Annotated in this window: 19 protein-coding genes and 2 tRNA genes; 15 read left to right on the top strand and 6 right to left on the bottom strand. The window is 51.7% G+C overall.

The features are described 5' to 3' along the window. Positions 1–18 precede the first annotated feature (18 nt). A complete protein-coding gene (gene ispB, locus GPJ68_RS22310; RefSeq protein ID WP_019077785.1) occupies positions 19–990 on the bottom strand; it encodes an octaprenyl diphosphate synthase in 972 nt (323 codons plus the stop codon). A 257-nt stretch (positions 991–1,247) separates the two neighbouring features. Here ispB and rplU point away from each other — a divergent pair, with 257 nt between their 5' ends. From rplU to cgtA, 4 genes are all read left to right on the top strand, one after another. After that, positions 1,248–1,559 carry a 50S ribosomal protein L21 gene (rplU, locus tag GPJ68_RS22305; RefSeq protein WP_003025032.1) on the top strand — a complete coding sequence of 104 codons (312 nt, stop codon included), beginning with the start codon at positions 1,248–1,250 and terminating at the stop codon, positions 1,557–1,559. Positions 1,560–1,578: 19 nt separating this feature from the next. Next, the gene (rpmA, locus tag GPJ68_RS22300) at positions 1,579–1,836 is read left to right on the top strand and encodes a 50S ribosomal protein L27 (RefSeq protein ID WP_003025030.1); all 258 of its coding nucleotides are present in this window, start codon (positions 1,579–1,581) and stop codon (positions 1,834–1,836) included. 127 nt (positions 1,837–1,963) lie between these two features. Next, the gene (locus GPJ68_RS22295) at positions 1,964–2,929 is read left to right on the top strand and encodes a DMT family transporter (RefSeq protein WP_016154677.1); all 966 of its coding nucleotides are present in this window, start codon (positions 1,964–1,966) and stop codon (positions 2,927–2,929) included. A 15-nt stretch (positions 2,930–2,944) separates the two neighbouring features. Beyond that, on the top strand, positions 2,945–4,117 hold the full coding sequence (gene cgtA / locus GPJ68_RS22290; protein ID WP_016154676.1) for an Obg family GTPase CgtA: 1,173 nt from the start codon (positions 2,945–2,947) through the stop codon (positions 4,115–4,117). 95 nt (positions 4,118–4,212) lie between these two features. On the opposite strand, the gene dacB is transcribed toward cgtA, so the two are convergent. Beyond that, positions 4,213–5,646, bottom strand: a complete 1,434-nt coding sequence (gene dacB / locus GPJ68_RS22285) for a serine-type D-Ala-D-Ala carboxypeptidase (RefSeq protein WP_046276011.1) — start codon at positions 5,644–5,646, stop codon at positions 4,213–4,215. A gap of 248 nt (positions 5,647–5,894) precedes the next feature. Here dacB and greA point away from each other — a divergent pair, with 248 nt between their 5' ends. Beyond that, positions 5,895–6,371, top strand: a complete 477-nt coding sequence (greA, locus tag GPJ68_RS22280) for a transcription elongation factor GreA (protein ID WP_016154674.1) — start codon at positions 5,895–5,897, stop codon at positions 6,369–6,371. Positions 6,372–6,524: 153 nt separating this feature from the next. On the opposite strand, the gene yhbY is transcribed toward greA, so the two are convergent. Continuing rightward, complete coding sequence (gene yhbY, locus GPJ68_RS22275; protein ID WP_003025016.1) at positions 6,525–6,818, bottom strand: ribosome assembly RNA-binding protein YhbY; 294 nt, start codon at positions 6,816–6,818, stop codon at positions 6,525–6,527. 125 nt (positions 6,819–6,943) lie between these two features. Here yhbY and rlmE point away from each other — a divergent pair, with 125 nt between their 5' ends. The 4 genes from rlmE to glmM all read left to right on the top strand — a co-directional run bounded on the left by rlmE (position 6,944) and on the right by glmM (position 11,884). Continuing rightward, complete coding sequence (rlmE, locus tag GPJ68_RS22270; RefSeq protein ID WP_003025015.1) at positions 6,944–7,573, top strand: 23S rRNA (uridine(2552)-2'-O)-methyltransferase RlmE; 630 nt, start codon at positions 6,944–6,946, stop codon at positions 7,571–7,573. 99 nt (positions 7,574–7,672) lie between these two features. Then, positions 7,673–9,607, top strand: a complete 1,935-nt coding sequence (ftsH, locus tag GPJ68_RS22265) for an ATP-dependent zinc metalloprotease FtsH (protein ID WP_019077783.1) — start codon at positions 7,673–7,675, stop codon at positions 9,605–9,607. A 98-nt stretch (positions 9,608–9,705) separates the two neighbouring features. Then, positions 9,706–10,554, top strand: coding sequence for a dihydropteroate synthase (gene folP, locus GPJ68_RS22260; protein ID WP_016157570.1), 849 nt, complete (start codon positions 9,706–9,708; stop codon positions 10,552–10,554). Continuing rightward, positions 10,547–11,884, top strand: a complete 1,338-nt coding sequence (glmM, locus tag GPJ68_RS22255; protein WP_104651721.1) for a phosphoglucosamine mutase — start codon at positions 10,547–10,549, stop codon at positions 11,882–11,884. The genes folP and glmM overlap by 8 nt, the downstream gene beginning before the upstream one ends. 45 nt (positions 11,885–11,929) lie before the next feature. On the opposite strand, the gene dcuC is transcribed toward glmM, so the two are convergent. After that, a complete protein-coding gene (gene dcuC, locus GPJ68_RS22250) occupies positions 11,930–13,396 on the bottom strand; it encodes a C4-dicarboxylate transporter DcuC (RefSeq protein WP_104651720.1) in 1,467 nt (488 codons plus the stop codon). A gap of 10 nt (positions 13,397–13,406) precedes the next feature. After that, positions 13,407–14,540: a beta-aspartyl-peptidase gene (gene iadA, locus GPJ68_RS22245; protein WP_016154669.1), complete on the bottom strand. Its 1,134-nt coding sequence runs from the start codon at positions 14,538–14,540 to the stop codon at positions 13,407–13,409. Between the two features lie 148 nt (positions 14,541–14,688). Here iadA and GPJ68_RS22240 point away from each other — a divergent pair, with 148 nt between their 5' ends. The 3 genes from GPJ68_RS22240 to GPJ68_RS22230 all read left to right on the top strand — a co-directional run bounded on the left by GPJ68_RS22240 (position 14,689) and on the right by GPJ68_RS22230 (position 16,178). After that, entirely contained in the window at positions 14,689–15,582 is an 894-nt protein-coding gene (locus GPJ68_RS22240) for a LysR family transcriptional regulator (RefSeq protein WP_046275528.1), read from the top strand. 167 nt (positions 15,583–15,749) lie between these two features. Continuing rightward, entirely contained in the window at positions 15,750–16,082 is a 333-nt protein-coding gene (gene secG, locus GPJ68_RS22235; RefSeq protein ID WP_003025000.1) for a preprotein translocase subunit SecG, read from the top strand. A 9-nt stretch (positions 16,083–16,091) separates the two neighbouring features. Then, positions 16,092–16,178, top strand: a tRNA-Leu gene (locus GPJ68_RS22230). Positions 16,179–16,382: 204 nt separating this feature from the next. On the opposite strand, the gene argG is transcribed toward GPJ68_RS22230, so the two are convergent. After that, the gene (gene argG, locus GPJ68_RS22225; protein WP_003024998.1) at positions 16,383–17,726 is read right to left on the bottom strand and encodes an argininosuccinate synthase; all 1,344 of its coding nucleotides are present in this window, start codon (positions 17,724–17,726) and stop codon (positions 16,383–16,385) included. Positions 17,727–18,060: 334 nt separating this feature from the next. Here argG and GPJ68_RS22220 point away from each other — a divergent pair. The 3 genes from GPJ68_RS22220 (at position 18,061) to nusA (ending at position 20,313) form a co-directional block, all read left to right on the top strand. Continuing rightward, positions 18,061–18,137 (top strand) — tRNA-Met (locus GPJ68_RS22220). A gap of 207 nt (positions 18,138–18,344) precedes the next feature. Then, entirely contained in the window at positions 18,345–18,797 is a 453-nt protein-coding gene (rimP, locus tag GPJ68_RS22215) for a ribosome maturation factor RimP (RefSeq protein ID WP_003024996.1), read from the top strand. A 28-nt stretch (positions 18,798–18,825) separates the two neighbouring features. Further along, positions 18,826–20,313: a transcription termination factor NusA gene (nusA, locus tag GPJ68_RS22210; RefSeq protein ID WP_003024992.1), complete on the top strand. Its 1,488-nt coding sequence runs from the start codon at positions 18,826–18,828 to the stop codon at positions 20,311–20,313. Positions 20,314–20,322 lie beyond the last annotated feature (9 nt).

The raw sequence follows: 20,322 nt of genomic DNA, 5'->3' as shown, positions 1-20,322 counted from the left end.
GAAAGATGCCGCAGGGTATTAACGGTCGCGCTGTACGGCGATATGCGCCAGACCAATCAGCGCTTCTCTCCACGGCGTATCAGGCAGTACCTGCAGCGCAGCGATGGCCTTATCAGCCTCTTCTTCTGCACGTTGGCGAGTCCACTCCAGGGAACCACAGGCGTTCATCGCTTCCAGAACAGGCTCCAGAAGGTGACGGCCATTACCCTGCTCAATAGCCTGGCGGATCATTTGTGCTTGTTCAGGGGTGCCGTGGCGCATGGCATGCAGCAGCGGCAGCGTTGGTTTACCCTCGTTGAGGTCATCACCGACGTTTTTACCCAGTTGCTCACCATCCGCGTTGTAATCCAGCAAATCGTCAATTAACTGGAAAGCAGTACCGAGATAACGGCCATAATCCTGCAACCCTTTCTCTTGTTCTTCGCTGCAACCAGCCAGAATGCCAGAGCATTGGGCAGCCGCTTCAAACAAACGCGCGGTCTTACTGTAGATAACGCGCATATAGTTTTCTTCAGTGATGTCCGGGTCGTTGACGTTCATCAACTGCAAGACTTCACCTTCGGCGATGACGTTGACCGCTTTCGACATGACTTCCAGCACTTTCAGCGAACCGAGGCTGGTCATCATCTGAAAAGCGCGGGTATAGATAAAATCGCCGACCAGCACGCTGGCCGCATTGCCAAACGCCGCATTCGCCGTGGCTTTTCCGCGGCGCATGTCGGACTCATCCACAACATCGTCGTGCAACAGGGTCGCGGTGTGGATAAACTCGATGAGGGCTGCAATCGTAACGTGCGCATTTTCCTGGTAGCCAACTGCACGCGCGGCGAGTACGGCGATCATTGGGCGAATGCGTTTTCCGCCGCCGCTAACGATGTAGTACCCCAGTTGATTGATCAGCTGCACGTCGGAATTGAGCTGTTCAAGGATTGTCGCATTGACCCCCGCCATATCTTGCGCGGTTAACTCATTGATTTTTTCTAAATTCATCGCAAAAGCCGGGCTTCTCGCCCCGATTACCTCACTGTATCGGAAGGTAACGTCGGGTTTAGGGTTATAAATATATGCTGATTGTACTGAAAAAACGCCATAGATAAACGTTACCGTACATGTTGTGTTTTTTTTCTTCATGTATTGACGTAGCACTTGTCAAAGGCTCGCGTTTTGCGTAATATTCGCGCCCTATTGTGAATATTTATAGCGCACTCTGAATCATCAAAAAGGTGTGCGCGGAAGCGGAGTTTTTTATGTACGCGGTTTTCCAAAGTGGTGGTAAACAACACCGAGTAAGCGAAGGTCAGACCGTTCGCCTGGAAAAGCTGGACATCGCAACTGGCGAATCTGTTGAATTCGCAGAAGTTCTGATGATCGCAAACGGTGAAGAAGTCAAAATCGGCGTTCCTTTCGTTGATGGCGGCGTTATCAAAGCTGAAGTTGTTGCTCACGGTCGTGGCGAGAAAGTTAAAATTGTTAAGTTTCGTCGTCGTAAACACTACCGTAAGCAGCAGGGCCATCGTCAGTGGTTCACTGATGTAAAAATCACTGGCATCAGCGCTTAAGTTAAGGGGAGCAGATTAAATGGCACATAAAAAGGCTGGCGGCTCGACTCGTAACGGTCGCGATTCAGAAGCTAAACGTCTGGGCGTAAAACGCTTCGGCGGTGAAACAGTTCTGGCTGGTAGCATCATCGTTCGTCAACGTGGTACTAAATTCCACGCTGGTTCCAACGTTGGTTGCGGCAAAGACCACACTCTGTTTGCTAAAGCAGACGGTAAAGTGAAATTTGAAGTGAAAGGCCCGAAAAACCGTAAATTCATCAGCATCGTTGCTGAATAAGTTTTTCGCGTCCCGGTAACGGATAAAAGCCCCGCAACACGTTGCGGGGCTTTTTACATTCGACGGCCGGTAAATACGCTCGTCGCGCCGTGATAACCCGGAAACGAGCCCTTGCAGGGAATACGGCATGAAGCAGCAGGCAGGTATTGGTATTCTGTTAGCACTCACAACGGCAGTATGTTGGGGCGCTTTGCCAATAGCGATGAAGCAAGTGCTGGAGGTGATGGAGCCTCCTACCGTGGTGTTCTACCGTTTTTTAATGGCAAGCATTGGCCTTGGCGCTATTCTTGCGGTTAAAAAAAAGCTCCCTCCGTTGCGTATTTTTCGCAAAGCGCGTTGGCTGATCCTGTTGGCTATCGCTACCGGTGGGTTGTTCGGTAACTTCATTCTGTTTAGTTCATCCTTGCAATATTTGAGCCCAACGGCTTCGCAGGTTATCGGTCAGCTGTCACCGGTTGGTATGATGATTGCCAGCGTCTTTATCCTGAAAGAAAAGATGCGCGGTACGCAGGTGATTGGCGCCATTATGCTTCTGAGCGGCCTGGTTCTGTTTTTTAATACCAGTCTGATCGAAATTTTTACCCGACTCACCGATTACACCTGGGGCGTTATCTTTGGTGTTGGTGCGGCGATGGTCTGGGTGAGCTATGGGGTCGCGCAAAAGGTGTTATTGCGCCGCCTGGCATCACCGCAGATCCTGTTTTTACTGTACACTTTATGTACGATTGCGTTGTTGCCGTTGGCTAAACCCGGTGTCATCACGCAGCTCAGTGACTGGCAGCTGGCATGCCTTGTATTCTGCGGCCTGAATACGCTGGTAGGATACGGTGCTCTCGCGGAAGCGATGGCGCGTTGGCAGGCGGCACAGGTGAGCGCCATTATTACGCTCACTCCGCTGTTTACGTTGTTATTTTCAGATTTATTATCACTGGCCTGGCCCGATTTCTTCGCCAGACCGATGCTAAACCTATTAGGTTATCTCGGTGCGTTTATCGTGGTTGCGGGCGCGATGTATTCCGCCATTGGTCATCGAATTTGGGGCGGTTTACGTAAGCATGAAACGGTGGTTTCGCAGCCCCGCTCAGGCGAATGATTTACGGAGAGTAAAATGAAGTTTGTTGATGAAGCATCGATTCTGGTCGTTGCAGGTGATGGCGGTAATGGTTGCGTCAGCTTCCGCCGCGAAAAGTACATCCCAAAAGGCGGTCCGGACGGTGGAGACGGTGGTGATGGTGGTGACGTTTGGCTGGAAGCCGACGAAAACCTGAACACGCTGATCGATTACCGTTTTGAAAAATCATTCCGCGCGGAACGTGGACAGAATGGCGCGAGCCGTGATTGCACCGGCAAGCGTGGTAAAGATGTCACGATTAAAGTGCCTGTAGGTACGCGTGTAATCGATCAGGGCACGGGCGAAACCATGGGCGACATGACCAAACACGGTCAGCGTCTGATGGTCGCTAAAGGCGGCTGGCACGGTCTGGGCAACACCCGTTTCAAATCCTCAGTCAACCGTACTCCGCGTCAGAAAACGATGGGTACACCGGGCGATAAACGCGATCTGATGCTGGAGCTGATGCTGCTGGCGGACGTCGGGATGCTGGGCATGCCAAACGCCGGTAAATCGACGTTTATCCGTGCGGTGTCCGCGGCGAAGCCGAAAGTCGCTGACTATCCGTTCACCACTCTGGTTCCGAGCCTGGGTGTGGTACGTATGGACAACGAAAAGAGCTTCGTGGTTGCCGACATTCCGGGTCTGATTGAAGGCGCGGCTGAAGGCGCAGGCTTGGGTATCCGCTTCCTGAAACACCTGGAACGCTGCCGCGTACTGCTACACCTCATTGATATCGATCCGATTGACGGTTCCGATCCGGTTGAAAATGCCCGTATCATAATTGGCGAGCTTGAAAAATACAGCCAGGATCTGGCGTCTAAACCGCGTTGGTTAGTGTTCAACAAAATTGATTTGCTGGACAAGGCTGAAGCGGAAGAGAAAGCGAAAGCGATCGCCGAAGCGTTAGGCTGGGAAGGTAAATATTACCTGATCTCCGCCGCCAGCCAGTTGGGCGTGAAGGATCTCTGCTGGGATGTGATGACCTTTATCATCGAGAACCCGATTGTTCAGGCTGAAGAAGCGAAACAGCCAGAGAAAGTCGAGTTCATGTGGGATGATTATCACCGCCAGCAACTCGCTGAAGTCGAAGACGAAGCAGAAGATGACTGGGATGACGATTGGGACGAAGACGACGAAGAAGGCGTTGAGTTCATCTACAAGCGTTAATCACATTAAAAACCCCGGCCATGTTGCCGGGGTTTTGTTTCCAGGTTTCAGAAGGCCGGATTAGGTGCGTTAGCGCTGCCATCCGGCAAACATACTCAGTTATTCTGATAAATATCCTTGTATAACCGGCTTTCGAAGCGGACCAGTGGAATACGGCGATTACGCTGATCAGCTGGCTCTACAGCATAACCAGACAGATACTGCACAAATGCCATGCGCTGACCGCTTGCCGTGGTGATGAAGCCTGCCAGGTTATAGACCCCCTGCAGTGAGCCTGTCTTCGCCGATACTTTGCCATCTACGCCAGCCTGATGCAGACCCGCACGGTATTGCAAAGAGCCGTCATGGCCTGCCAGCGGCAGCATGGTGATAAAGTTCAGCTCGTTATCGTGCTGAGCGATATATTGCAGCACCTGCATCATGGTCGCTGGGGCAATCAGGTTATGGCGCGAGAGACCAGAACCGTCGGCAATAATGGTGTTGCCGATATCAATACCCGCTTGCTGACGCAGAATCTGGCGTACGGCATCAGAACCTGCTCGCCAGGTACCTGGCACGTTAAATCGTGCATGGCCAATCATACGGAAAACGGTATCGGCAATCATGTTGTCCGATTTTTTCAGCATAATCTTAAGCAGGTCGTGCAGCGGCGCCGACTGCTTGCTGGCTACCACGGTCCCCGGCTCGTTGACCAGCGTCTGGCGCAACAGAGTCCCGCTGTAAGTGATACCGGCTTGTTTTAGCTCATCTTTGATAATCGCCCCAGCATAGCTGGCACCGTCCTGAATAGCGAATGCCAGCGGCAGCGGATCGGCTCGTTGGGGCAGGCATCCGGTCAACGTAAAGCGGTTGAGATCGCCTGGAACCACGTCCAGTTCACAATATTGCGCTTCGGCAGAGCCACGAGCGAGAGTACGCACCTGACTGAACATGGTGACCGGGTAGTAAGATGCCACGCGGATAAAGGCGAGATCGTTAGGTTTTTGCGCGCTATAGAGTGAAACCGAGAAACAGTTACGATCGACAATAGCCGCCGCGGGCGGTGCGCTAAAACACTGCGTCATGTCGTTCCAGGGCCAACCAGGAGCCTTATCATGGCTGGCGAAAATGGAGGTGTCGATCATGACATTTCCGGCAATTTGCGTCACGCCTGATTTTTTCAGGGTTGCCACCATATTGCGAATATCCTGACGTTTTAGCGTCGGATCGGCACCAAATCGCGCCACTAAGTCACCTTTCAAAACGCCGCCTTCCACGTTGCCTTTAGTCTCAAGCGTGGTGGTAAAACGAAAGTCAGGCCCGAGCTGAATCAATGCCGCCAGCGCGGTGATCACTTTCTGGGTACTGGCCGGCAGCGCCATCTGCTGGCTATGGTAATCAATAGCAGGAGCAGGTGCGCCAACCTTCTGTACCATAAGGGCGAGGTTGGCCCCGGCAGGGAGCTGATTGATATACTCGTCGACGTTCGCAGCCTGAACGCTGAACGCTATACTGGCAGTCAATCCAATGGTAAATCTGGAAAATCGCATAATCTCGCGCTAACAACCTGGAAACAGGCCGTCATACTACGGCGCAACGCCCCAAAAAGTAAACGATGACCCATAGGGAACTCCAGGGTAAAATGATCATCAAATAGAGAATTGTAGCTGACCTGGGACCCTGAGCCCCGGGTCGGTATTTTTTTGCTTCTGACTCTGGCATGGCGTATGCCAGAGTGGGCTTAGCAGCCGGGGTGAGAGCAGCCGCCCCCTACAGGAATGTTCAAGAGGTATAACAAATGCAAGCTATCCCAATGACCTTACGTGGTGCTGAAAAACTGCGCGAAGAGCTGGATTTTCTGAAATCGGTGCGCCGTCCTGAAATCATTGCCGCTATCGCAGATGCGCGCGAGCATGGCGACCTGAAAGAAAATGCAGAGTATCACGCGGCGCGCGAACAGCAGGGTTTCTGCGAAGGGCGCATTAAAGATATCGAAGCTAAACTGTCCAACGCGCAGGTTATCGACGTCACAAAAATGCCGAACAATGGTCGCGTAGTTTTCGGTGCGACGGTTACCGTGCTGAATCTCGATAACGACGAAGAGCAGACCTGGCGTATTGTTGGCGATGATGAAGCCGATTTTAAACAGAACCTGATTTCGGTGAACTCGCCTATTGCTCGTGGCCTGATCGGTAAAGAGCAGGATGACGTGGTGGTTATTAAAACGCCGGGCGGTGAAGTTGAATATGAAGTAACGAAGGTAGAATACCTGTAATTCGCATCTTGGTTAAGATGTTGATACATTGTAAAGAAAGGAAAAAGGCCGCATAGCGGCCTTTTATCAACGAAGAGAGCGTGGCATTTTGCTCTCCTGCTAGCGGAAAATCCCGCGTTTTACACAAACTTCGTGTGCAACTTTGGGATATTCTTAGCGTGGCAGCGAGATTTTACGTTCTTTAGTCGGGCGATACAGTACCAGCGTTTTACCGATGACCTGTACATTGCAGGCGCCGGTTTCGCGTACGATAGCTTCCACGATCAAGGTTTTAGTATCGCGATCTTCCGAGGCGATTTTCACCTTGATAAGTTCATGGTGCTCTAACGCTTGTTCAATCTCGGCCAGTACCCCTTCGGTCAAACCATTGTTGCCAAGCATAACTACAGGCTTGAGCGGATGTGCCAGACCTTTCAGGTGCTGTTTTTGTTTAGTACTCAGATTCATCGTATATTTTTGCTTACGTTGGGATTGAAAACGGGTCATTCTACCGCCATCTCCCATATATCGCCAAATAGCTGTGTAGAAATTTACACCATTGGTTACGATGAACTGCCCTTTGGGAATGTGAAATGACAGGTAAAAAGCGTTCTGCCAGCTCGAGTCGCTGGCTTCAGGAACACTTTAGCGATAAATATGTTCAGCAGGCGCAGAAAAAGGGGTTACGTTCCCGTGCCTGGTTTAAACTTGATGAAATACAGCAAAGTGACAAAATTTTTAAACCGGGGATGACGATTGTTGATCTCGGTGCTGCACCCGGTGGCTGGTCGCAATATGCGGTTACGCAGATCGGCAACACTGGCCGCATTATCGCTTGCGATCTTTTACCTATGGATCCAATCGTTGGTGTGGACTTCCTTCAGGGCGACTTTCGTGATGAATTAGTCCTGAAAGCGTTACTTGAGCGCGTAGGTGACAGTAAAGTACAAGTTGTCATGTCTGATATGGCGCCAAATATGTGTGGAACACCGGCGGTGGATATTCCCCGGGCCATGTATCTGGTAGAGCTGGCGCTTGGAATGGCTCGTGATGTATTAGCGCCAGGTGGTAGTTTTGTAGTGAAGGTGTTCCAGGGCGAAGGCTTCGATGAGTATCTAAGAGAGATTCGCTCCCTGTTTACGAAGGTCAAAGTTCGTAAGCCGGACTCTTCTCGCGCCCGTTCGCGTGAAGTGTATATTGTAGCGACCGGGCGTAAACCATAACCGGTAGATTTCAAACGAAAGTTTGAAAGAAACTGGATATAGAGTATCCTGACGCTGTTTTTAACACAGTTGTAATATGAGGTTAATCCCTTGAGTGACATGGCGAAAAACCTAATTCTCTGGCTGGTCATTGCCGTTGTGCTGATGTCAGTATTCCAGAGCTTTGGGCCCAGCGAGTCTAATGGCCGTAAGGTTGATTACTCTACCTTCCTGCAAGAGGTCAATCAGGACCAGGTTCGTGAAGCGAAGATCAACGGACGTGAGATTAACGTTACCAAGAAAGATAGTAACCGTTACACGACCTACATTCCGGTTAACGATCCGAAGCTGCTTGATAACCTGCTGACCAAAAACGTCAAGGTTGTTGGTGAACCGCCTGAAGAGCCGAGCCTGCTGGCTTCTATCTTCATTTCCTGGTTCCCAATGCTGCTGCTGATTGGTGTCTGGATCTTCTTCATGCGTCAAATGCAGGGCGGTGGTGGCAAAGGTGCCATGTCGTTCGGTAAGAGCAAAGCGCGCATGCTGACGGAAGATCAGATCAAAACGACTTTTGCTGACGTTGCTGGTTGCGACGAAGCAAAAGAAGAAGTTGCTGAGCTGGTTGAGTATCTGCGCGAACCGAGCCGTTTCCAGAAGCTGGGTGGTAAAATCCCGAAAGGCGTCCTGATGGTCGGTCCTCCGGGTACAGGTAAAACCTTGCTGGCGAAAGCTATCGCAGGTGAAGCGAAGGTTCCTTTCTTCACCATTTCCGGTTCTGATTTCGTGGAAATGTTCGTGGGTGTCGGTGCATCTCGTGTGCGTGACATGTTCGAACAAGCCAAGAAAGCGGCACCGTGCATCATCTTCATCGATGAAATCGACGCCGTAGGCCGCCAGCGTGGTGCAGGTCTGGGCGGTGGTCACGATGAACGTGAGCAGACGCTGAACCAGATGCTGGTTGAGATGGACGGCTTCGAAGGTAACGAAGGCATTATCGTTATCGCGGCAACTAACCGTCCGGACGTTCTTGACCCTGCGCTGCTGCGTCCAGGCCGTTTCGACCGTCAGGTTGTGGTTGGTCTGCCGGATGTCCGCGGTCGTGAACAGATCCTGAAAGTGCATATGCGTCGCGTACCGCTGTCTCCGGATATCGATGCGGCAATCATTGCACGTGGTACGCCTGGCTTCTCCGGTGCAGATCTCGCGAACCTGGTCAACGAAGCGGCGCTGTTTGCAGCTCGTGGCAACAAGCGTGTTGTATCGATGGTTGAATTCGAGAAAGCGAAAGACAAAATCATGATGGGTGCGGAACGTCGCTCCATGGTGATGACGGAAGCGCAGAAAGAATCTACCGCGTATCACGAAGCAGGCCACGCGATTATCGGTCGCCTGGTACCGGAACACGATCCGGTGCACAAAGTGACGATTATCCCGCGCGGTCGTGCGCTGGGTGTGACTTTCTTCCTGCCTGAAGGCGACGCAATCAGCGCCAGCCGCCAGAAACTGGAAAGTCAGATCTCCACGCTGTACGGCGGTCGTCTGGCGGAAGAGATCATCTACGGTGTTGAACATGTTTCTACCGGTGCGTCGAACGACATTAAAGTCGCGACTAACCTGGCGCGTAACATGGTTACTCAGTGGGGCTTCTCCGAGAAACTCGGTCCGTTGCTGTACGCTGAAGAAGAAGGCGAAGTGTTCCTGGGACGTTCTGTGGCGAAAGCTAAACATATGTCCGATGAAACGGCTCGTATTATCGATCAGGAAGTTAAACTTCTGATTGAGCGTAACTATGACCGTGCGCGTCGTCTGCTGAACGAAAACATGGACATTCTGCACTCGATGAAAGATGCGCTCATGAAATATGAGACCATCGATGCGCCGCAGATTGATGATCTGATGGCTCGCCGCGAGGTACGTCCGCCAGCGGGTTGGGAAGAACCGGGTTCTTCTAACAACAACTCTGGCAGCACCGGCAAGCCAAGTGCGCCGCGTCCGGTTGATGAACCGCGTGCGCCGGACTCTGGCACCATGTCAGAGCAACTGGGCGACAAATAAGTTATCGTTGATGATGACCGTGTTTTAATTTAAAACCCTGGGGCTTGCCCCGGGGTTTTTCTTATTTGTATATTCAAGATGTTATCAGGGATAAAACTATGAAACTCTTTGCTCAGGGGTCTTCACTGGATCTCAGCCATCCACACGTCATGGGGATATTGAACGTCACGCCAGATTCCTTTTCCGATGGTGGTGCGCACAACTCTCTGGTTGAGGCGGTAAAACACGCAAACCTGATGATTAACGCTGGGGCGACTATCATTGATGTGGGTGGTGAATCCACGCGTCCAGGCGCGGCCGATGTGAGCGTGGAAGAAGAGTTGCAGCGAGTGATCCCGGTGGTGGAGGCGATTGCTCAGCGTTTTGAAGTGTGGATTTCGGTCGATACTTCAAAAGCAGAAGTGATTCGCGAGTGCGCCAGAGTCGGCGCACATATCATTAATGACATTCGCTCACTCTCGGAGCCTGGGGCGCTGGAAGCCGCAGCAGAAACCGGATTACCGGTTTGTCTGATGCATATGCAGGGTCAGCCGAAAACCATGCAGGAAGCACCAAAGTACGAGGATGTTTTTGCTGATGTAAATCGTTACTTTGTTGAACAAATAGCACGCTGCGAGCGGGCTGGAATCACAAAAGATAAATTGTTGCTCGACCCCGGGTTCGGATTCGGTAAAAATCTCACTCACAACTACACATTACTGGCACGTTTGGCTGAGTTTCATCATTTTAATCTGCCATTGCTGGCTGGGATGTCACGAAAATCAATGGTTGGCCAGTTGCTGAATGTGGGGCCATCCGAACGCCTGAGCGGTAGCCTTGCGTGTGCGGTCATTGCCGCAATGCAAGGGGCGCATATCGTTCGTGTCCATGACGTCAAAGAAACCGTAGAAGCGATGCGTGTGGTGGAAGCCACATTGTCTGCAAAGGAAAATAAACGCTATGAGTAATCGTAAATATTTTGGCACCGATGGGATCCGTGGTCGCGTAGGCGACGCCCCAATTACCCCTGACTTTGTGCTCAAACTGGGTTGGGCTGCAGGAAAAGTGCTGGCACGTCATGGTTCACGTAAAATTATTATTGGCAAAGATACGCGTATTTCTGGCTATATGCTGGAGTCCGCACTGGAAGCGGGTCTGGCTGCCGCCGGACTGTCGGCTTCTTTCACAGGCCCAATGCCAACACCTGCTGTTGCATATCTGACGCGCACCTTCCGTGCTGAAGCCGGGATTGTTATCTCTGCTTCGCACAACCCGTACTATGACAACGGGATTAAATTCTTCTCCATCGATGGGACTAAACTGCCGGATGCGGTTGAAGAAGCTATCGAAGCCGAAATGGAAAAAGCGATCACCTGCGTGGACTCGGCTGAACTGGGTAAAGCTACCCGTATCGTTGATGCTGCCGGTCGTTATATCGAGTTTTGCAAAGGCACCTTCCCGAATGAATTGAGCCTGAGTGAGCTTAAAATCGTGGTGGATTGCGCTAATGGTGCGACGTACCACATTGCGCCAAATGTACTGCGTGAGCTGGGCGCAAACGTGATTGCTATTGGCTGTGAGCCAAACGGCGTTAACATCAATGAAGAAGTCGGCGCTACCGACGTCCGTGCCCTGCAGGCGCGCGTGATGGCGGAAAAAGCCGATCTGGGTATTGCGCTGGATGGTGACGGCGACCGCGTCATTATGGTTGACCACGAAGGCAATAAGGTCGATGGCGATCAGATCATGTACATCATTGCCCGTGAAGCCCTGCGTCAGGGGCAACTGCGCGGTGGTGCGGTAGGTACGCTGATGAGCAATATGGGCCTCGAGCTGGCGCTGAAACAGCTGGGTATTCCGTTTGCCCGTGCGAAAGTCGGCGACCGCTACGTACTGGAAAAAATGCAGGAAAAAGGCTGGCGTATCGGTGCTGAAAACTCAGGCCATGTGATCTTGCTGGACAAAACCACCACCGGTGACGGTATCGTGGCGGGCCTGCAGGTACTGGCGGCGATGGTGCGCAACCATATGAGTTTGCACGACCTGTGCAGCGGCATGAAAATGTTCCCGCAACTGCTGGTTAACGTGCGTTACACCGCAGGTAGCGGCGATCCGCTGGAACATGAAAACGTGAAAGCGGTGATGGCTGAAGTTGAAGCTGCACTGGGCAATCGCGGACGTGTTCTGCTGCGTAAGTCAGGTACAGAACCGTTAATTCGCGTGATGGTTGAAGGTGAAGATGAAGCTCAGGTGACTGAATTCGCTCACCGTATTGCCGATGCCGTCAAAGCGGTGTAATCACTAAAGACAGTGAAAACCGGAGTCTGGGACTCCGGTTTTTTATTACTGTACGGGAAGCGACTGTTTATGTCGGCGCTGCCAGAAGTAACCACCGATCATTAATATTACAAGGACTGCCAGCCACGGCAGAACCGCCAGCAAATGTCCTGACCGGGCAAAGGTCAGCACAATCATCAGTAACCAACCGCCCAGCATCGGAATCGCGGTGCGTTTAACAATATCCACAGGCGAGACGCCTGCAATTCCCGCGATAGCAATGATGACGCCGGCAATGGGGGATAACGTACGACCAATACCCGCCGATATCTGGATAGGCAACATCATGACTGCGATGTCGCTACCGATATGACGGCTGATGTCCGGTACCATCGGGGCGAAGGAGAAAAACGCGGCATTTCCTGAGCCCATTAGCGCTGAAATTGCAAAGGTGATCAGGGTCATCAGCAGGATAATAGAGGCGGCGCTGAGGCCAAATTCACCGGAAAGCGACAGCAGCGCATCGACGGCGCCAATGGCTTTCAGTCCGGCTGAAAAGACTTCACCGGCGATAATCAGCGTGACGACGGTAGCAAAAACGCTGCCCATGCTGTCGAAGACTTTTTGTACGCCTGCCATCACCTCGCGCGCCTTACGATGACGGCAATACTCACAAACCAGGGTAATGGCGAGGCTTATCAGTACGGCGGTATCCAGCGTAATTTTGAGCGAACTGAATACTAAATCACTGCACACCAGCATCAACACCAGAGGTAGCATGGGCAGAAAAAGCCAGGCGATCGGTGCTTCAGTTTCATCGGTCGACGTTAATGTCTGCATCTGCTGAGCCACACCGTCACTGCTTTCCCGATGGTCGAAAAAGCGTTGCACAACAATATGTAACAGGGCGATGAACAGAATAACGGGGACGACGATCGGCAACTGATCCTGCACGAAATAGTTCACCACCTCGATGCCTGCGGTTTTGGCGGCGAGAACCGAGTTGCCGGAACCTGGACCAAATTCAACCGCACAGGTACTGGCGATAACGGCGGCAACGGCAGCGCGGCTACAGCCAAGACGGGTCAGCAGCGGGTAGAGCGTCGCCATCAACAGCAGACCCAGCCCGGTGGCGCTGCTGATAAACAGCGACAGGAATTGACCCAGCAACAGCGCCAGCCCCAACAGCAGATACGGTGAGTTCAGGCGTTGCAAAGGGCGAGATGTCACCCGAACCAGCACCTGGCTTGCGCCAATGGCCGACATATATGTAGCGAAACCACCAATCAGCATAATTTGCAGCCCAAGGCCGCCGAGGCGCACGCTCAGGGTATCGCGAATAAACTCGAAGGCATCAAAGGGGCCGAATCCGGTGCTTTTTTTCACCAGCTCACTGAGCGTGGTCATCCCGCTAAAATGCGCGATAAGCAGCAGCACAATCCCGGTCAACAGCAACACTGACTGGGGGTGATATTTTTTGAGGATCAGACGTCCAGCAAAAATGATGGCAATTAGCGCCAGTAATAATGACATTCTTGCCCCCTTACTCGAAGTTGCCAGTAACCAGGCACTCGCCATCCCGCAGCAACGGCTTACCCGCAGCGAACAGATGGGCCAGCGAGAGGTCATCATTGAGTACACAGATATCGGCACGTTCCCCGGCGCAGAGCACGCCGCCGGAAATACCCAGCGAGCGCGCAACGTTTGCCGTCAACATCGCGATCGCTTGTGGCACTGGGATCCCCACATCAATCAGACGAGGAAGAAGATTAAGGTTACCTGCGACCGGTGCCGCGCTTAAGCCTTCCACAATACCCTGGGCGTTAAAGCGCGGAACGCTGCCATTACCATCAGAGCTGATCGTGATGCGATCGGCTGGAACCTGGGCTTCCAGAGCGTGGAGGATTGCCTGCTCCTGAGGCATAAAGCGACTACCGCCAGACGTAACGTCGATATGGCCGCCACGATGAGCGAACGCAATCGCCTGTTCGAACAAGGGCGCTGTTCTCGCAACATGGGTCGGTGAAATGTGGTGAATCGGAATGCCTGCATCACACAGCTCAATAAGCTGCGACATCCCTTCCGGCAGATTCCCCAGATGTACATGCAGTAACCCTTTTTTGCCTGCCAGCAGGGAAGCCACGCGGATATCGCTTACTATTCTCAGCAATTCCTGGAAAGAGGGGTAAGAACCACGGTGATCGGCGAGGGCGATTTTGACGCCAAGAATCGCTGGAATAAAGGTCATGTCATCGCGGATGGATCGCGTAATGGTTGGGCTGGGTACCGCGTAGGCTCCGGTATGCATAAATGCGCGTAATCCCTCAAGGTTGAGAGACTGCATTTTGGCGTAGAGGTCTTTGGGCGAACGAGAAATGGCATCGGTACCTAACACGCCGACAACCGTGGTAATACCTGCCTGAATCAGATCGCGTAGCTTGACGGCTGGCGTTCGGCTGGCAAATCCAGCCTCGCCACCGCCACCGGTAAGATGGACATGCTGATCGATTATGCCTGGGATAACCCATTTGCCATGACAATCGATGACCTCGTCGACACCATCAAACAGGGAAATATCTTTTTCTACCGCCACAATTCGGTCGGCATGAATGAGCAGGGAACAGAGGCCTAAATCCTCGGGAGAAAAAACACGGGCATTGGTCAATAAAGTAAACATATCGGTCCTGTCAAACGTCGTGGGTGAGAGTCGGCAGGTGAAAAGGAATATTGTTGTTATGATGCCCACCATAAAGCCATTACTATAACTATGACTATTACCGATTTGGTATTGGAGGATGCGGTTATGGCATGGTGGAGAGTTCAACGTGGATTGTAAGTGGCTGGAAGATTTTCTGGCATTGAGTCAGCATGGAAACTACTCTCAGGCCGCGGCGCAGCGGCATATTACTCAACCCGCACTCAGTCGGCGTATAAAGGCGCTGGAAGAGGTGTTAGGGGTGCCGTTGTTTGACCGGACCACGACCCCCGTTACGCTGACACGCTATGGTGAACGCTTTGAACCCTATGCCCGGCACGTCCTCAGTACACTAACAGAGGCGCGCCACGAGCTATCGGCGATGACGCCAGCAACGGACAATACGCTGGTGATGGTTAGCCTGCATACGCTGTCGGTGAATATCCTGCCGGATATGATCAACTATCTGCGACAGAGCGAACCGCAGTTAAATTTTACGGTTAATGCCAGTATTCAGGGGATAGACAACCACTTTAACGCCTTGATAGATCGGCAAATCGATCTGCTGGTGACCTACGATTTACCGTCTTCGCAGCCGGGGCTGGAGATTGCCGGAGGGTTAAAACGTTCACTATGGCGGTATGAGCGATTTATACCGGTTATTTCTGCGCAGTTGGCTAATGCGCTTCACGATCCGCATGCGCCGATCCCATGGCTATGCTATAGCGACTACACCTTTGTCAGACGCATTATTGAGCCAGCTGAACAACGCGTCCGCCCACGTCTGAAAAAAGTGTTTGAGAGTGGTTTAAGCGAAACGATACGAGAAATGGTGCTGCGGCATATGGGGATGGCATGGTTACCCGAATCGATGGTGGCGGAAGAGTTGGTGAACCAGCAAATTATTCACTGCTGGCCAGAAAACGCTGACCTGATTTGTGAAATCCCCGTTGTGGTATGGGCGAATCTTGACGATCAACGCGCCGTCATGCAGAGATGCTGGGAGAAGTTGCTGCGTTTTTGATTGATATGGCGATTTTTTCCGCAGTTGATACAATGCCAACAAATTGCCCTTGCGAAGGTTATTCGCTTTGGTTAGTATTCACACCCGCTTCAGTGGGAAACAGTAAACATTCCCGCTTTAATGGTCGAAGCATTGTACGCGGCAACTCCGCAAGGAACAGGTTGATTATGCACGAAGCTCTTTTAGTAGTTTTCCTTATTGTGGCAATTGGCCTGGTAGGCTTGATCATGCTGCAGCAAGGCAAAGGCGCTGATATGGGAGCCTCTTTTGGCGCAGGCGCTTCTGGTACTCTGTTTGGTTCAAGTGGTTCTGGTAACTTCATGACCCGCATGACAGCTGTATTGGGAACCTTGTTCTTCATCATCAGTCTGGTGCTGGGTAACATGAACAGCAATAAGACCAATAAAGGAAGTGAGTGGGAAAATCTGAGTGCACCGGCGAAAACCGAGCAAACTCAGCCAGCTGCTCCGGCTCAGCCGACCAGCGATATCCCACGCTAAGTATTCTGTACCGAGGTGGTGGAATTGGTAGACACGCTACCTTGAGGTGGTAGTGCCCTAACGGGCTTGTGGGTTCGAGTCCCATCCTCGGTACCAAATTCCAAAAAAAAGACGCTGCAAAGCGTCTTTTTTTTCGTCTGTTATTTGTGGTAGTTCTGTAGGTCGGATAAGACATTTAGGACGCCATCCGACTATTACAATACCTGATGATGCCAAGCTTATCAGGCCTCAGGGTAACAGAACATCCCTATTTTCTGCGCATAAAAAAGGCCGCTTTCGCGGCCTGAAGATGATGAATATTTACTTCGCCTTGTTTTCCAGATTCTCAACCTGCGGCAGGCCGGTTGTGGAAGAGGCGGTCAGCAGGCCAGACTGCGCATAACCGAACAGCTTCTCGCGGGTATCAGTGATATCCAGATTACGCATGGTCAACTGACCGATACGATCATCCGGAGAGAATACTGAGTCGCCTTTTTCCATCGTCAGACGTTCTGGTTTGTAAGTCAGATTGTCAGACACGGTGTTGAGGATTGAGTAATCATTACCGCGACGCAGTTCCAGCGTCACTTCACCCGTAATCTGGCTGGCAACCCAACGCTGCAGACCGTCACGCAGCATCAGCGCCTGAGAGTCAAACCAGCGGCCCTGATACAACAGACGACCAAGCTGGCGACCGTGCGCGTGATACTGCTCGATGGTGTCTTCGTTGTGAATCCCGGTCAGCAAACGCTCATAGGCGATGTGCAGCAATGCCATCCCCGGAGCTTCGTAGATGCCCCGGCTTTTCGCTTCAATGATACGGTTTTCAATCTGATCGCTCATACCCAGACCGTGACGACCGCCGATGCGGTTGGCTTCCAGCATCATCTCAACGTCGTCGCTGAAGGTTTTACCGTTCAGCGCAACCGGATGACCCTGCTCAAAACGCACGGTGACTTCTTCTGCCGGGATCTTCACGCTCTCATCCCAGAATTTCACGCCCATAATCGGGTTGACGATTTTGACGCTGGAGTTCAGAAATTCGAGGTCTTTTGCTTCGTGGGTCGCCCCGAGCATATTGGAGTCCGTGGAGTACGCTTTCTCAACGGACATCTTGTAGTCGAAACCACAGGCAATCATAAATTCGGACATCTCATGGCGACCACCGAGTTCATCGATAAAATCGGTATCCAGCCATGGTTTGTAAATCTGCAGTTCGGCGTTGGTCAGCAGACCGTAACGATAGAAACGTTCAATATCGTTACCTTTATAGGTGCTACCGTCACCCCAGATATTAACGCCATCTTCTTTCATGGCCGCAACCAGCATGGTGCCAGTGACAGCACGGCCCAGCGGAGTGGTATTGAAATAGGTCAGTCCGCCGGTGGTGTTGTGGAATGCACCGCACTGAATCGCAGCGATCCCTTCGGCAACCAGCTGCTTACGGCAATCTACCAGGCGAGCATTCTCAGCACCATATTCCATTGCACGGCGAGGAATGGCGTCATAGTCATCCTCATCCGGCTGGCCCAAATTCGCAGTATATGCATATGGGACAGCCCCTTTTTGTCGCATCCACAGCAGTGCTGCACTGGTGTCCAGGCCGCCGGAAAAAGCGATACCAATACGTTGACCTACCGGGAGATGCTTGAGAATCGTCGTCATAAAATAAAACCCTGCTTGATAGACTGGTGAAGAGGTCGGCTTATTATACTAATTGCATTTTTATGCAAAATAAGTGAGTTTTCATTTAATCATCTTTTCTGGATGACAGGAAGAGTTTAGTGATAATTTCGTTAAATATCGGTGCGGGTGACACATTTATCTGGTCGAATATTCGCTGGGCAGCATTCATTGATTTGCATAGTCGTAACAAGGTTGACATACCGCATAGTGAATCAATATACTGTGCGCAGATTTTACGTCCCGTCCTCGGTACCAAATCCCAGCAGTATTTGCATTTTTTACCCAAAACGAGTAAAATTTGCCACGTTTCAGGCGCGGGGTGGAGCAGCCTGGTAGCTCGTCGGGCTCATAACCCGAAGGTCGTCGGTTCAAATCCGGCCCCCGCAACCACTTTCCCTTAGAGTTCTTTTTCAAATATACTGTGAAGACTTAGGCCTTCGTAGCTGGATTTGAAAAAAATTCTTTCGGAAGGTTTTCCGAACCGCAGGTGCGGTTATAGGGTTCAGTTATATAAAGCCCCGATTTATCGGGGTTTTTTGTTATCTGACTACAGAATAACTGGGCTTTAGGCCCTTTTTTTATGTCTTGGGGGTGGGCTTGTCCACATTAGAGCAAAAATTAACAGAGATGATTACAGCGCCAGTTGAAGCCCTGGGCTACGAGTTGGTCGGCATCGAATTTATTCGTGGTCGCACATCCACACTGCGCATCTATATTGATAGTGAAGATGGCATCAATGTTGATGATTGTGCTGATGTGAGCCATCAGGTAAGCGCCGTGATGGATGTCGAAGACCCAATCACCGTTGCCTACAACCTGGAAGTCTCCTCTCCGGGTCTCGACCGTCCTCTGTTCACAGCTGAACACTACGTGCGTTTCCTGGGTGAAGAAGTGACGCTGGTTCTTCGTATGGCGGTACAAAACCGTCGTAAATGGCAGGGCGTTATCAAAGCGGTGGATGGTGAGATGATCACGGTCACAGTCGAAGGTAAAGATGAAGTGTTCGCGCTGAGTAATATCCAGAAGGCGAACCTGGTTCCCCACTTTTAACAGTCTGGATTGAGGTGAAAAGCCCGCGATGAACAAAGAAATTTTGGCTGTTGTTGAAGCCGTATCCAACGAAAAAGCGCTGCCACGCGAGAAAATTTTTGAAGCGCTGGAAAGTGCGCTGGCTACAGCAACAAAGAAAAAATATGAGCAAGAGATCGACGTTCGCGTAGAAATCGATCGTAAAAGCGGTGATTTCGATACCTTCCGTCGTTGGGTAATCGTAGAAGAAGTTACTCAGCCGACCAAAGAAATTACGCTGGAAGCGGCACGCTTCGAAGACGAAAGCCTGAACGTGGGCGAATATGTTGAAGATCAGATTGAATCTGTCACCTTTGACCGTATCACCACCCAGACCGCGAAACAGGTTATCGTACAGAAAGTACGTGAAGCCGAACGCGCAATGGTTGTCGATCAGTTCCGCGAACACGAAGGCGAAATCGTCACCGGTGTGGTGAAGAAAGTTAACCGCGACAACATTTCTCTGGATCTGGGCAGCAATGCTGAAGCCGTGATCCTGCGTGAAGACATGCTGCCGCGTGAAAACTTCCGCCCAGGTGACCGTATTCGTGGCGTTCTTTACTCTGTACGCCCGGAAGCGCGCGGTGCGCAGCTGTTCGTAACCCGTTCCAAACCGGAAATGCTGATAGAGCTGTTCCGCATTGAAGTGCCGGAAATTGGCGAAGAAGTGATCGAAATTAAAGCGGCTGCTCGCGATCCGGGTTCACGTGCGAAAATCGCCGTTAAGACCAACGACAAGCGTATTGATCCGGTCGGCGCCTGTGTGGGTATGCGCGGTGCGCGCGTTCAGGCGGTTTCTACTGAACTGGGCGGCGAGCGTATCGATATCGTCCTGTGGGATGATAACCCGGCGCAGTTCGTGATTAACGCAATGGCGCCAGCAGACGTCGCTTCTATCGTGGTGGATGAAGACAAACACACCATGGATATCGCGGTTGAAGCCGGTAACCTGGCTCAGGCGATTGGACGTAATGGTCAGAACGTCCGCCTGGCTTCACAACTGAGCGGTTGGGAACTCAACGTGATGACCGTTGATGACCTGCAGGCGAAGCATCAGGCTGAAGCACATGCAGCCATTGATACCTTCACCAAATATCTCGATATCGATGAAGATTTCGCGACGGTTCTGGTAGAAGAAGGTTTTGCGACGCTGGAAGAACTGGCCTACGTGCCAATGAAAGAGCTGCTGGAAATTGACGGCCTGGATGAACAGACCGTTGAAGCGCTGCGAGAGCGTGCTAAAAACGCACTGACCACTCTGGCACTGGCCCAGGAAGAAAGTCTCGGTGATAACAAACCGGCTGACGATCTGCTGAATCTGGAAGGATTGGATCGTGAGATGGCTTTCAAACTGGCTGCCCGTGGTGTTTGTACGCTGGAAGATCTCGCTGAACAGGGCATTGATGATCTGGCTGATATCGAAGGGTTGACCGACGAAAAAGCCGGTGAGCTGATTATGGCTGCCCGTAATATTTGCTGGTTCGGCGACGAAGCGTAATAAACTGTA

Source organism: Citrobacter sp. 172116965 (assembly GCF_013458095.1).
GTDB lineage: Bacteria > Pseudomonadota > Gammaproteobacteria > Enterobacterales > Enterobacteriaceae > Citrobacter > Citrobacter braakii.
This window is presented reverse-complemented; position numbering and strand designations above follow the sequence as displayed.